The organism is Trabulsiella odontotermitis (assembly GCF_030053895.1).
Lineage (GTDB): Bacteria > Pseudomonadota > Gammaproteobacteria > Enterobacterales > Enterobacteriaceae > Trabulsiella > Trabulsiella odontotermitis_C.
Window position 1 is genome coordinate 2,850,963 of record NZ_CP125781.1, and the last position, 13,364, is coordinate 2,864,326.

General features: G+C 54.8%; 14 protein-coding genes and 1 other annotated feature. Of the genes, 10 read left to right on the top strand and 4 right to left on the bottom strand.

All coding sequences use genetic code 11. From position 1 onward, the window contains the following. Positions 1–36: 36 nt before the first annotated feature. A complete protein-coding gene (locus QMG90_RS13725) occupies positions 37–861 on the bottom strand; it encodes an SDR family oxidoreductase (protein WP_283280196.1) in 825 nt (274 codons plus the stop codon). Between the two features lie 177 nt (positions 862–1,038). Here QMG90_RS13725 and hisL point away from each other — a divergent pair, with 177 nt between their 5' ends. From hisL to hisIE, 9 genes are all read left to right on the top strand, one after another. Next, positions 1,039–1,086, top strand: coding sequence for a his operon leader peptide (gene hisL / locus QMG90_RS13730; protein ID WP_124965863.1), 48 nt, complete (start codon positions 1,039–1,041; stop codon positions 1,084–1,086). Further along, positions 1,062–1,185 (top strand) — a sequence feature (His leader region). It overlaps the preceding gene by 25 nt. A 36-nt stretch (positions 1,186–1,221) precedes the next feature. After that, positions 1,222–2,121: an ATP phosphoribosyltransferase gene (gene hisG, locus QMG90_RS13735; protein WP_283280197.1), complete on the top strand. Its 900-nt coding sequence runs from the start codon at positions 1,222–1,224 to the stop codon at positions 2,119–2,121. Between the two features lie 5 nt (positions 2,122–2,126). Next, positions 2,127–3,431, top strand: coding sequence for a histidinol dehydrogenase (gene hisD / locus QMG90_RS13740; RefSeq protein WP_283280198.1), 1,305 nt, complete (start codon positions 2,127–2,129; stop codon positions 3,429–3,431). Further along, positions 3,428–4,489 (top strand): histidinol-phosphate transaminase, encoded by a 1,062-nt coding sequence (hisC, locus tag QMG90_RS13745; protein WP_283280199.1) that lies wholly within the window; start codon positions 3,428–3,430, stop codon positions 4,487–4,489. The genes hisD and hisC overlap by 4 nt, the downstream gene beginning before the upstream one ends. Next, entirely contained in the window at positions 4,486–5,553 is a 1,068-nt protein-coding gene (gene hisB, locus QMG90_RS13750) for a bifunctional histidinol-phosphatase/imidazoleglycerol-phosphate dehydratase HisB (protein WP_283280200.1), read from the top strand. The genes hisC and hisB overlap by 4 nt, the downstream gene beginning before the upstream one ends. Beyond that, positions 5,553–6,143 carry an imidazole glycerol phosphate synthase subunit HisH gene (gene hisH / locus QMG90_RS13755; RefSeq protein ID WP_283280201.1) on the top strand — a complete coding sequence of 197 codons (591 nt, stop codon included), beginning with the start codon at positions 5,553–5,555 and terminating at the stop codon, positions 6,141–6,143. The genes hisB and hisH overlap by 1 nt, the downstream gene beginning before the upstream one ends. Next, the gene (gene hisA / locus QMG90_RS13760; RefSeq protein ID WP_283280202.1) at positions 6,143–6,880 is read left to right on the top strand and encodes a 1-(5-phosphoribosyl)-5-[(5-phosphoribosylamino)methylideneamino]imidazole-4-carboxamide isomerase; all 738 of its coding nucleotides are present in this window, start codon (positions 6,143–6,145) and stop codon (positions 6,878–6,880) included. Before hisH ends, hisA begins: the two co-directional genes overlap by 1 nt. Further along, the gene (gene hisF / locus QMG90_RS13765; RefSeq protein ID WP_283280203.1) at positions 6,862–7,638 is read left to right on the top strand and encodes an imidazole glycerol phosphate synthase subunit HisF; all 777 of its coding nucleotides are present in this window, start codon (positions 6,862–6,864) and stop codon (positions 7,636–7,638) included. The genes hisA and hisF overlap by 19 nt, the downstream gene beginning before the upstream one ends. After that, positions 7,632–8,231: a bifunctional phosphoribosyl-AMP cyclohydrolase/phosphoribosyl-ATP diphosphatase HisIE gene (gene hisIE, locus QMG90_RS13770; RefSeq protein ID WP_283280204.1), complete on the top strand. Its 600-nt coding sequence runs from the start codon at positions 7,632–7,634 to the stop codon at positions 8,229–8,231. Before hisF ends, hisIE begins: the two co-directional genes overlap by 7 nt. 40 nt (positions 8,232–8,271) lie before the next feature. Here the strand turns inward: hisIE and wzzB are convergent, their stop codons facing one another. Next, complete coding sequence (gene wzzB / locus QMG90_RS13775) at positions 8,272–9,255, bottom strand: LPS O-antigen chain length determinant protein WzzB (RefSeq protein ID WP_283280205.1); 984 nt, start codon at positions 9,253–9,255, stop codon at positions 8,272–8,274. A 232-nt stretch (positions 9,256–9,487) separates the two neighbouring features. On the opposite strand from wzzB, the gene QMG90_RS13780 reads away from it, so the two are divergent. Beyond that, positions 9,488–10,492, top strand: a complete 1,005-nt coding sequence (locus QMG90_RS13780) for an NAD-dependent epimerase (protein WP_283280206.1) — start codon at positions 9,488–9,490, stop codon at positions 10,490–10,492. Between the two features lie 44 nt (positions 10,493–10,536). Here the strand turns inward: QMG90_RS13780 and ugd are convergent, their stop codons facing one another. Together ugd and gndA are read right to left on the bottom strand one after the other, a co-directional pair. Then, a complete protein-coding gene (ugd, locus tag QMG90_RS13785) occupies positions 10,537–11,703 on the bottom strand; it encodes a UDP-glucose 6-dehydrogenase (protein WP_283280207.1) in 1,167 nt (388 codons plus the stop codon). Between the two features lie 238 nt (positions 11,704–11,941). Further along, positions 11,942–13,348 carry an NADP-dependent phosphogluconate dehydrogenase gene (gndA, locus tag QMG90_RS13790; protein ID WP_283280208.1) on the bottom strand — a complete coding sequence of 469 codons (1,407 nt, stop codon included), beginning with the start codon at positions 13,346–13,348 and terminating at the stop codon, positions 11,942–11,944. Positions 13,349–13,364: the final 16 nt, after the last annotated feature.

Genomic DNA, 13,364 nt, shown 5'->3' on the forward strand with positions numbered 1-13,364 from the left:
CGCTCCTTTGCGTGGCGCGATTTGACCGCCGGTATGTCACTCCATCGGCATTACCAGCGGATCAGGGTACTGATATTCAAAGCCGAGTTCATTGCAAATCCGGCTGCCATCAATGACTTTCCCCTTCTCTTTACTGTCTCCTGCAACAAAGGAAGGCGGTTCCAGCCCCAGCTCCCTCGCCATTTGCGGATAAAACACCGCGCGCGAAGGATGTTTCGGCGCACATATATTATAGATGTGTCCCCCTTTTGGGGCCTGTAACAGCAGTGTAATAGCGGAAATCACATCTTCCAGATGCACCAGATTGACGCCATGTTCGCCGTCCGGTGCCTGTTTTCCGGCGAAAAAACGCCCCGGATGCCGCCCCGGCCCCACCAGCCCGGCCAGCCGCAGAATATCCACCGAGGTACCCGGCAGATGATGCAGCCAGTCTTCCAGCTCTTTCAGCACCCGACCGCTGGCGGTGACGGGTTCACGCGGCGTGCTCTCTTTAATGAGGCCCGTCGCATTGCCATACACCGAAGTGGAACTGGTGAAGATGATCCGTGGGATGTGATAAGCCAGCGCAGAATCCACGATTTCCTGCACCGCCTGAAGGTAAAATTCCTCGCCCGGACCGCTGCGACGCGCCGGAAGCGTGATCACCAGCGCGTCCACGTGCATTAGCGCATCCAGATCTTCCGTTTCGCAGACCAGCTGAGGCTCCAGCCGTAAGGGATAGCTGTCGATCCCGCACATCCTTGCCGCCTCCACGCCATCCTGGGTGGTTTTACTGCCCGTGACCTGCCAGCCGTGCGCGGTTAACGACAGCGCCAGCGGCATGCCCAGCCACCCTAATCCGACAATCGCGACTTTTTTCATGCGTTATCTCCTGACTCATTCGGTCTCCTGCATTAAGGCTACGCCAGCCCACCGGAACTGACAATTCATAGCATCAATATGAATTCAATAATCAATGGAAAAAAGCCCTTGCTTTCGGGGACAAAAGTGGTTTAGGTTAAAAGGCATAGTGTGAATAAGCATTCAATGAGAATTTTTATGAGCGTTCAATTTAAACACCACCATCATCACCATCATCCTGACTAGTCTTTCAGGCGATGTGTGCTGGAAGACATTCAGATCTTCCAGTGGTGCATGAACGCAAGAGAGAGCCCCCGGAAGATCATCTTCCGGGGGCTTTTTTTTGGTTCGCTTTCAGACAGGTATACAGAGGAAATAACAATGTCAGATAACAGCCGTTTACGCATAGCTATTCAGAAATCAGGGCGCCTGAGTGAAGATTCACGCGAACTCCTTTCCCGCTGCGGCATAAAAATTAATCTCCACACGCAGCGTCTGATTGCGCTGGCCGAAAATATGCCCATCGATATTCTGCGCGTACGCGACGACGACATCCCGGGTCTGGTCATGGATGGCGTGGTTGACCTCGGCATTATTGGCGAAAACGTGCTGGAAGAAGAGCTGCTGAGCCGTCGCGCGCAGGGCGAAGATCCGCGTTACTTCACGTTGCGCCGTCTTGATTTCGGCGGCTGTCGCCTGTCGCTGGCGACGGAAGTTGATGATGTCTGGGACGGCCCCGCCTGCCTCGACGGCAAACGCATCGCCACCTCCTACCCTCACCTGCTGAAGCGTTATCTCGACCAGAAAGGCATCTCTTTTAAATCCTGTCTGTTAAATGGTTCTGTGGAAGTCGCACCGCGTGCCGGACTGGCCGACGCCATCTGCGATCTGGTCTCCACCGGGGCGACGCTGGAAGCCAACGGCCTGCGCGAAGTGGAAGTGATTTACCGCTCGAAAGCCTGCCTGATTCAGCGCGACGGTGATATGGACGACGCCAAACAGCAGTTGATCGACAAACTTCTGACCCGTATTCAGGGCGTGATTCAGGCGCGCGAATCCAAATACATCATGCTGCATGCGCCCACTGAACGTCTGGAAGAAGTTATTTCCCTGCTGCCTGGCGCCGAACGCCCGACCATTCTGCCGCTGGCCGGCGATCAGCAGCGTGTGGCAATGCACATGGTCAGCAGCGAAACCCTGTTCTGGGAAACGATGGAAAAGCTGAAAGTGCTTGGCGCCAGCTCCATTCTGGTACTGCCGATTGAGAAGATGATGGAGTAACCGCCATGAGCTTCAACACGATTATCGACTGGAACCAGTGCAGCCCCGAGCAACAGCGTGAACTGCTGATGCGCCCGGCGATGTCCGCGTCTGAAACCATCACCCGCAGCGTGGTGGAGATCCTCGAGAATGTGAAAGCGCGTGGCGATGATGCACTGCGTGAATACAGCGCCCGCTTTGATAAAACCGATGTCGCGTCGCTGAAGGTGACGCCTGAAGAGATGGCAGCGGCAGGCGACCGCCTGAGCGCCGAACTGAAGCAGGCGATGGCAGTGGCGGTTAAAAATATCGACACTTTCCATACCGCGCAGCAATTACAGATTATCGACGTGGAAACGCTGCCGGGGGTGCGCTGCCAGCAGATGACCCGCCCGCTGGCGTCCGTCGGGCTGTACATTCCTGGCGGCTCTGCGCCGCTGTTTTCCACGGTATTGATGCTGGCAACCCCGGCGCGTATCGCCGGGTGCAAACGGGTGGTGCTCTGCTCACCGCCGCCGATTGCCGATGAAATTCTCTATGCCGCACAACTCTGTGGCGTGCAGGAAGTGTTTAACGTCGGCGGCGCACAGGCGATTGCAGCCCTGGCCTTCGGAACTGAAACCGTCCCGGCGGTCGATAAGATTTTTGGCCCGGGTAATGCCTTCGTGACCGAGGCGAAACGCCAGGTCAGTCAGCGTCTTGACGGCGCGGCGATCGACATGCCTGCCGGTCCGTCCGAAGTGCTGGTGATTGCTGACAGTGGCGCCACCCCGGATTTTGTCGCGTCTGATTTGTTGTCGCAGGCGGAGCACGGCCCGGATTCACAGGTGATCCTGCTGACGCCGGACGCCGACATGGCACGCCGGGTGGCCGACGCCGTGGCACGCCAGTTAACCGACCTGCCGCGCGCAGAAACCGCCCGCCAGGCGCTCTCCGCCAGTCGCCTGATCGTGGCGAAAGATATCACCCAGTGCGTGGCTATTTCGAATCAGTACGGCCCTGAGCACCTGATCATCCAGACCCGCAATGCGCGCGAGCTGGTTGATGGCATCACCAGCGCCGGTTCAGTGTTCCTTGGCGACTGGTCGCCGGAGTCAGCGGGTGATTATGCGTCCGGCACCAACCACGTGCTGCCGACCTATGGTTACACCGCCACCTGTTCGAGCCTTGGCCTCGCCGATTTCCAGAAACGCATGACCGTGCAGGAGCTCTCCCGTGACGGTTTCGCGAGCCTCGCCAGCACTATTGAAACTCTGGCGACTGCCGAGCGTCTGACTGCCCACAAAAATGCCGTTACGCTGCGCGTTGCAGCCCTCAAGGAGCAAGCATGAGCATTGAAGATTTAGCCCGCGAGAACGTCCGCAATCTGACACCGTATCAGTCCGCCCGCCGTCTTGGCGGCAAAGGTGATGTCTGGCTGAATGCCAACGAATTTCCCACCGCGGTGCCGTTTGGCCTGACGCAGCAGACGCTGAACCGTTACCCGGAATGCCAGCCAAAAGCGGTGATCGACAACTATGCCCGCTACGCTGGCGTGAAGCCGGAGCAGGTGCTGGTCAGCCGCGGCGCGGATGAAGGCATTGAGTTGTTGATCCGTGCGTTTTGCGAACCGGGTAAAGATGCGATTCTGTTCTGCCCGCCGACCTACGGCATGTACAGCGTCAGCGCGGAAACGTTCGGTGTTGAGTATCGTACTGTTCAGGCCAGAGAGGGCTGGCAGCTTGATTTACCGGCAATTGCGGAAAAACTGGATGGCGTAAAACTGGTGTATGTCTGCAGCCCGAACAACCCAACCGGGCAGGTCATCAACCCGCAGGATATGCGCGACCTGCTGGAAATGACGCGCGGTAAAGCGCTGGTCGTTGCCGACGAAGCCTATATTGAGTTCTGCCCGCAAGCGACGCTGGTCAACTGGCTGGATGAATATCCGCACCTGGTGGTACTGCGTACGTTGTCGAAAGCCTTTGCCCTCGCCGGGCTGCGCTGCGGTTTTACCCTCGCCAGCGACGAAGTGATCGCCCTGCTGATGAAAGTCATCGCCCCCTACCCACTCTCCACGCCGGTGGCAGATATCGCGGCACAGGCATTGAGCCCGGACGGAATTGTCGCCATGCGCCAGCGCGTGACACAGGTAATCGACGAGCGCCAGTATCTGATAAGCCAGCTGCGCGACATCCCGTGCGTTGAGCAGGTTTTTGATTCGGAAACTAACTACATTCTGGTTCGCATCACCGCGTCCAGTGCGGTATTTAAATCCCTGTGGGATCAGGGCATTATTCTGCGAGACCAGAACCGACAACCTACACTGAGCGGCTGTTTGCGTATCACGATTGGTACCCGTGCTGAGAGCCAGCGCGTCATTGATGCCTTAAGAGCGGAGAATGTATGACCCAGAAGTTTCTCTTTATTGACCGTGACGGCACGCTGATTGCCGAACCGCCGAGCGATTTTCAGGTCGACAGATTCGATAAGCTGGCCTTCGAGCCGGACGTCATCCCGACGCTGCTGGCGTTGCAGAAAGCCGGCTTTAAGCTGGTGATGATCACCAACCAGGACGGGCTGGGAACGAGCAGTTTCCCGCAGGCGGATTTTGACGGTCCGCATAACCTGATGATGCAGATCCTCACCTCGCAGGGCGTGGTATTTGAAGATGTGCTGATTTGCCCGCACCTGCCCGCTGATAACTGCGACTGCCGCAAGCCGAAAACACAGATGGTCACCCGCTGGCTGGAAGCGGACGTGATGGACACCGCCAACAGCTATGTGATTGGCGACCGTGCCACCGATGTGACGCTGGCGGACAATATGGGCATCACTGGCCTGCTCTACCACCGCGACACGCTGAACTGGCAGGCGATTGGCGCACAACTGACGAAGCGCGACCGTTACGCTCATGTAGAACGAACCACCCGCGAGACGCAGATTGACGTCAAACTATGGCTGGACCGCGAAGGCGGTAGCAAGATTAACACCGGCGTCGGCTTCTTCGACCACATGCTCGATCAGATTGCCACCCACGGCGGATTCCGCATGGAAATTGCGGTGAAAGGCGATCTCTATATCGACGACCACCACACAGTGGAAGATACCGGGCTGGCGCTCGGCGAAGCGCTGAAGCTGGCGCTGGGCGACAAACGCGGGATCAACCGCTTCGGCTTTGTACTGCCGATGGACGAGTGCCTGGCGCGCTGCGCGCTGGACATCTCCGGCCGCCCGCACCTCGAATACCGCGCGGAATTCACCTACCAGCGCGTGGGGGATTTGAGCACCGAGATGGTCGAACACTTCTTCCGTTCGCTCTCTTACACCATGGGCGTGACGCTGCACCTGAAAACCAAAGGCAAGAACGATCACCACCGCGTGGAGAGTCTGTTCAAAGCGTTTGGTCGCACCCTTCGCCAGGCCATTCGCGTCGAAGGTGATGCACTGCCGTCGTCAAAAGGAGTGCTGTGATGAACGTGGTGATTCTGGATACCGGTTGCGCCAATCTGAACTCGGTGAAATCTGCGGTGAGTCGTCACGGCTATGCGCCGGTAGTCAGCCGCGCACCGGAGGTGGTTCTGCGCGCCGATAAGCTGTTTCTGCCAGGCGTTGGCACCGCGCAGGCGGCAATGGACCAGTTGCGCGAACGAGAACTTATCGAACTCATCAAAGCCTGTACTCAGCCGGTGCTGGGGATTTGCCTCGGCATGCAGTTGCTGGGTCGCCGTAGTGAAGAGTCGCATGGCGTCGATATGCTCGGCATTATCGACCAGGATGTGCCGAAGATGATTGACCGCGGCCTGCCACTGCCCCATATGGGCTGGAATCGCGTTTACGCAAAAGCCGGAAACCCGTTGTTTCGCAACATTGACGATGGCGCGTATTTCTACTTTGTTCACAGCTACGCGATGGCGGTCAACCCGTATACCATCGCCCGCTGTGATTACGGCGATGCCTTCACTGCCGCGGTGCAAAAAGATAACTTTTTTGGCGTCCAGTTCCACCCTGAACGTTCCGGTAAAGCGGGCGCTCAGTTGCTGAAAAACTTTCTGGAGATGTGATGATCATTCCGGCTTTAGATTTAATTGATGGCACGGTGGTGCGTCTCCATCAGGGCGATTACGGCCAGCAGCGCGACTACGGTACCGATCCGCTGCCGCGTTTGCAGGACTATGCCGCTCAGGGCGCCGAAGTGCTGCACCTGGTTGACCTGACCGGCGCGAAAGATCCGGCGAAACGGCAGATCCCGCTGATTAAAACACTGGTGGCAGGCGTTACTGTCCCGGTACAGGTTGGTGGCGGTGTGCGTACAGAAGATGACGTTGCAGCGCTACTGGATGCGGGCGTGTCACGCGTGGTGATTGGCTCAACGGCGGTGAAATCACCAGAGCAGGTAAAAGGCTGGTTTACCCGTTTCGGGGCGGAAAAACTGGTGCTGGCACTGGATGTGCGCATCGATGACAAGGGCAACAAGCAGGTCGCTGTCAGCGGCTGGCAGGAGAACTCCGGCGTGACACTGGAAGCACTGGTCGACGCCTATCTGCCGGTTGGCCTGAAACATGTGCTGTGCACTGATATTTCCCGCGACGGCACGCTGGCAGGCTCAAACGTCTCGCTGTATGAAGAAGTCTGCGCCCGTTATCCGCAGGTGGCATTTCAGTCATCAGGCGGCATCGGCGGACTGGACGATATCGCCGCGCTGCGCGGTACTGGCGTGCGCGGCGTGATTGTCGGTCGCGCGCTGCTGGAAGGTAAATTTAACGTCACGGAGGCGATTCAATGCTGGCAAAACGGATAATCCCCTGTCTTGACGTACGTGACGGGCAAGTGGTGAAAGGCGTTCAGTTCCGCAACCACGAAATCATTGGCGATATCGTGCCGCTGGCGCAGCGCTACGCCGAAGAAGGCGCCGACGAACTGGTGTTCTACGACATCACCGCTTCCAGCGATGGCCGGGTGGTGGATAAAAGCTGGGTGTCGCGGGTGGCAGAAGTCATCGACATTCCGTTTTGCGTCGCAGGTGGTATTAAATCGGTTGATGATGCAGCGAAAATTCTGTCGTTCGGCGCCGATAAAATCTCGGTGAACTCCCCTGCTCTTGCCGACCCTGAGCTGATTACCCGTCTGGCGGATCGCTTTGGTGTGCAGTGCATTGTGGTGGGCATTGATACCTGGTTTGACGCTGACAGCGGCAAATATCACGTCAATCAATATACCGGCGATGAAAGCCGCACCCGGGTGACGCAGTGGGAAACCCTCGACTGGGTGCAGGAAGTGCAACGGCGCGGCGCCGGGGAAATCGTCCTCAACATGATGAATCAGGACGGTGTGCGTAACGGTTATGACCTTGAGCAACTGAAAAAAGTGCGCGAGGTGTGCCACGTCCCGCTGATCGCCTCCGGCGGCGCAGGCACCATGGAGCATTTCCTCGATGCTTTCCGGGTGGCGAACGTTGACGGCGCGCTGGCTGCCTCCGTATTCCATAAGCAAATCATTAATATTGGTGAATTAAAAACGTACCTGGCAGCACAGGGCGTGGAGATCAGGGTATGTTAACTGAACAACTGGACTGGCAAAAAACCGACGGACTGATGCCCGCCATTATTCAACACGCAGTTTCCGGTGAAGTACTGATGCTTGGCTATATGAACCAGGACGCACTGGCGAAAACGCAGGAGACTGGCAAAGTCACCTTTTTCTCTCGTACAAAGCAGCGCCTGTGGACCAAAGGAGAGACCTCCGGCAATGTGTTAAATGTGGTCAGTATTACGCCGGATTGCGATAACGACACGCTGCTGGTGCTGGCGAACCCGGTTGGCCCGACCTGCCATAAAGGCACCTCCAGTTGTTTCGGCGAGACCAGTCACCAGTGGCTGTTTCTCTATCAGCTTGAGCAACTGCTGGCCGAGCGCAAAACCGCCGACCCGGCCAGTTCCTACACCGCGAAACTGTATGCCAGCGGCACCAAGCGCATCGCGCAGAAAGTGGGCGAAGAAGGCGTTGAAACCGCACTGGCGGCGACGGTGCATGATCGCAATGAACTGACTAACGAAGCGTCGGATTTGATGTATCACTTGCTGGTGCTGCTGCAGGATCAGGATCTGGATTTAACCACGGTGATTGAAAACCTGAGAAAGCGGCACAAATAATCAGGCATAAAAAAACCGGGCAAGCCCGGTTTTTTATCAATTACTGTTTCGGTCGATAGCTGCGTACAGCGTTGCGCCCCAGCACCACTCCCGCGCCAATCATCCCACCCAGCAGCACCGCCAGTACCAGCGTCAACGCCCGTTTCGGACTGTCGCGATAAACCGGCAAATCAGGTTTCATAACGTAACGGTAAGCATGAATGGTGGTCGGATCGACTTTCAGGTTCTGGATGTCCAGCAGTGTCTGTTTGGTCTGGAAGTACGCAGGCGAGAACACCAGCGGACGCGTGGATTCATTCTGAATCATCGAGTTCAGTGCATCGCTACCCAGCAGGAACATGGTGTCCTGAGTGACGTCCTGCGTTTGTTGTACCTGCGGTTTAGTAATATTGGCCTGCTCAGCAAACTTCAGTGCTTCCTGAATCTGCTTAATGCGCAGATCTTTCTGCTCCTGCGCCACCTTCTCCTGGGTTTCCAGGGAATCACTCAGTGTGCCAATCTGCAGCGTGATGTTGTCTTTCAGGTCAACATCGATTTCTTTCGCGATCTGCTCGTCAACCTGCTGAATATACTTCGCCAGTTGCTGTTGCGCACCTTCGGCAGTCTGCCCCTGGTAGGTAATCTGCAGCGGAACCTTTTCGGTTTTTACCACTGGCTCAATAGCCAGTTTTTCTGGTTTTTCCTGATTATTGAGTGATTCCGCCAGTGCGGAAAACGCTGAATTAAAGCGATCAACCACCCGTGTCTGCAAATCAGTGACATTGGGCGCGGCATTGCCATACAGAATATTCAACGCGTTGCTGTAAGTGGCGATTTGCGCTGTGTCAGGTTGGGTAATAATCGCTGTGGATGTCCATTTTTCTTTCGCAATAAACAGGTATCCTGCCGCGACAAGAATGGCAATGATAATACAGACGCCGATCGTCACTTTTCCACGCCAAAGTTGTATCACTACGTCAATTAAATCAATCTGTTCGGAGTCGACACGGCGCGCGTCAGTTCCATTATTGTTATCTTGTGTCATACGAACCTTATATAGGACAAAGATGGACTATTCACAAAGTGATTTAGTTTACGGATTAACCTGCCGATTACTATCAGAATTTATCCTGATTTTCGAGGAATTTACCTGTTTCAGTGGCAATGTTAATTGTAGATTATGATTATCTTTTTTCACCTTCGACGGGTATTATTTTGCCTTTCGTAACAGATGAAGGTGAGAGCGCCTTCCTGAACGCGTGTTTTGAGGGAATGCTATGAAATATCTGGTAACAGGAGCCGCCGGTTTTATCGGTTTTCACGTCAGCGAGCGACTACTGAAAGCGGGACATCAGGTGGTGGGAATCGATAATCTCAATGATTACTACGATGTGAGTCTGAAGCAGGCGCGCCTTGACCGGCTTGTCTCCCCGCTGTTCAGCTTCCATAAAATCGATCTGGCAGACCGCCCAGCGATGGAAGCCCTGTTCGCCAGCGAGAAGTTTGATCGTGTGATTCACCTTGCCGCGCAAGCCGGTGTGCGTTATTCGCTGGAAAACCCGCATGCGTACGCCGAGTCGAACCTGCTTGGGCATCTGAACATCCTCGAAGGCTGCCGGCATAACCGTGTTCAACACCTGCTGTATGCGTCATCCAGCTCGGTCTATGGCCTGAACCGCAAAATGCCGTTCTCCACCGATGACTCTGTTGATCATCCGGTATCGCTGTATGCGGCAACCAAGAAAGCCAACGAGTTGATGTCGCACACCTACTCACACCTTTACGGTCTGCCCACCACGGGCTTGCGCTTTTTCACCGTGTATGGCCCGTGGGGACGCCCGGATATGGCGTTGTTTAAATTCACTAAAGCGATGATTGAAGGCAAAAGCATTGACGTTTACAACTACGGCAAGATGAAGCGTGACTTCACCTATATTGATGACATTGCCGAAGCCATTATTCGTCTGCAGGATGTGATCCCGGAAGCTAACCCGGAATGGACCGTGGAAACCGGTTCCCCGGCAACCAGCTCCGCCCCTTACCGCGTTTATAACATCGGTAACAGTTCGCCCGTCGAATTGATGGATTACATCACGGCACTGGAAGAGGCGTTAGGCATTGAAGCAGACAAGAACATGATGCCAATTCAGCCGGGCGACGTGCTGAACACCAGCGCCGATACCAAAGCGCTGTATGAGGTGATTGGCTTTAAACCACAGACGTCTGTGAAAGACGGGGTGAAAAACTTCGTTGACTGGTATCGTGGGTTCTATAACGTCTGAATCTGTTTAACCCCCGGCCACCGGGGGTTAACAACGTCGAAGGATTAGTCGTTACCAAACAGATCGCGGGTATAAACCTTATCCGCCACGTCTGACAGTTCTTCCGCCATTCGGTTGGAAACAATCACATCCGCTTCCTTCTTGAATGCGTCCAGATCACGCACCACGCGAGAGCGGAAAAATTCATCTTCTTGCATCACCGGCTCGTAGACAATGACTTCGACGCCTTTGGCTTTGATGCGCTTCATGATCCCCTGAATGGAAGAGGCGCGGAAGTTATCGGAACCACTCTTCATGATCAGGCGATACACCCCTACTACCTTCGGCTTACGCGCCAGGATGGAGTCAGCAATAAAGTCTTTACGTGTACGGTTGGCATCAACGATGGCTGAGATGAGGTTATTCGGCACCTGGTCATAGTTTGCCAGTAGCTGTTTGGTGTCTTTCGGCAGGCAATAACCGCCGTAGCCAAAGGATGGGTTGTTATAGTGATTGCCGATGCGCGGATCCAGACATACGCCTTCGATAATCTGACGAGAGTTCAGCCCCAGACTTTCCGCATAGCTGTCCAGCTCGTTGAAGTAGGCGACGCGCATTGCCAGAAAGGTGTTGGCGAACAACTTGATAGCTTCCGCTTCAGTGGAGTCAGTAAACAGCGTCGGGATATCTTTCTTAATCGCTCCTTCCTGCAACAGCGCCGCAAAACGCTTAGCACGCTCGGAACGTTCACCGATGACAATGCGTGACGGGTGCAGGTTGTCGTACAGCGCACGGCCTTCACGGAGGAATTCCGGCGAGAACAGAACATTGTCGATACCGAATTTTTCTTTAATCGAGTTGGTGAAACCGACCGGAATGGTGGATTTAATCACCATCACTGCCTTCGGGTTGATCTCGATAACATCACGGATCACCGCTTCTACGGAGGACGTATTGAAGTAGTTCGTCTTCGGATCGTAATCGGTCGGAGTCGCGATAATCACATAATCGGCATCGCGATAGGCATCGTGCTTATCGGTCGTCGCACGAAAATTCAGCGGTTTATTAGCGAGATAATCTTCAATTTCTTTATCGATGATAGGGGATTGCTTCTTGTTCAGCATATCCACCTTAGCCTGCACGATATCCAGTGCGACGACTTCATGGTGTTGTGCGATCAGGATGCCATTTGACAAGCCAACGTAACCAGTACCGGAGATAGTTATTTTCATTCGATTGCAACTTATGTGAGTTTAACCGTGGCGACGGCACGCTAGCCGTCACGATAATCAAGGACTGAGTGGGGTTTTACCTCTTCAGTCAACGGACTGTCAAGGCGCTGAATCCCTTATCAGACAAGACATTGAGTCGTGGTTGATGAAACTTGCAATGTAAAAAGTCAGCCATAGCAGGCATAAAAAAGCCCGAAGACAAGCTTCGGGCTGCATTCAGTACTAAGGCTAAATCAGATTAATCCAGCCATTCGGTGTGGAACACGCCGTCTTTATCAGTGCGCTTGTAAGTGTGTGCACCGAAGTAGTCACGTTGTGCCTGAATCAGGTTTGCAGGCAGTACCGCAGAACGGTAGCTGTCGTAGTAGGCAACCGCGGCGGAGAAGGTCGGCACCGGAATACCGTTTTGTACTGCATAGGCCACGACATCACGCAGCGCCTGCTGGTAATCATCAGCGACTTTCTTGAAGTAAGGCGCTAACAGCAGGTTGGCAATGCCTTTGTTTTCAGCATAGGCGTCAGTGATTTTCTGCAGGAACTGAGCGCGGATGATGCAACCGGCACGGAAGATTTTTGCAATCTCGCCGTAGTTCAGATCCCAGTTGTGCTCGTCGGACGCGGCACGCAGCTGAGAGAAGCCCTGCGCGTAAGAGACGATTTTACCGAGGTACAGCGCACGGCGGACTTTCTCAACAAACTCGGCTTTATCCCCTGCCGGTTTGGCCTGCGGGCCAGACAGCACTTTGGAAGCAGCAACACGTTGCGTTTTCAGGGAAGAGATGTAACGTGCAAAGACGGATTCGGTAATCAGCGACAGCGGTTCGCCGAGATCCAGAGAGCTCTGACTGGTCCATTTACCGGTACCTTTGTTTGCCGCTTCATCAAGGATCACATCAACCAGGTATTTACCCTCTTCATCTTTTTTCGTGAAGATGTCTTTGGTGATGTCGATGAGGTAGCTATTCAGCTCGCCTTCGTTCCACTCAGAGAAGACATTTGCCAGCTCGTCATTGGAGAGGTTCAGGCCGCCTTTCAGCAGAGCATACGCTTCGGCAATCAGCTGCATGTCGCCGTATTCGATGCCGTTGTGAACCATTTTCACATAGTGACCCGCACCATCCGGACCAATATAGGTCACGCAAGGCTCACCATCTTCCGCCACCGCAGCGATTTTGGTCAGGATTGGCGCAACCAGTTCATACGCTTCTTTCTGACCACCAGGCATGATGGAAGGACCTTTCAGCGCGCCCTCTTCGCCGCCGGAAACACCGGTACCGATGAAGTTAAAGCCATCAGCAGACAGTTCACGGTTACGACGAATGGTGTCCTGGAAGAAGGTATTACCGCCATCAATGATGATGTCGCCCTTATCAAGGTACGGTTTCAGGGAATCGATAGCAGCATCAGTACCCGCACCGGCTTTCACCATCAGCAGGATGCGGCGCGGCGTTTCGAGAGACTCGACGAACTCCTGAACGGAGTAATAAGGAACCAGTTTTTTGCCCGGATTTTCGGCAACAACTTCTTCAGTTTTTTCGCGGGAGCGGTTGAAAATGGAGACGGTATAACCACGGCTCTCAATGTTGAGCGCCAGGTTGCGCCCCATCACCGCCATACCAACGACGCCGATCTGCTGTTTGGACATTACAAAACTCCTGTCT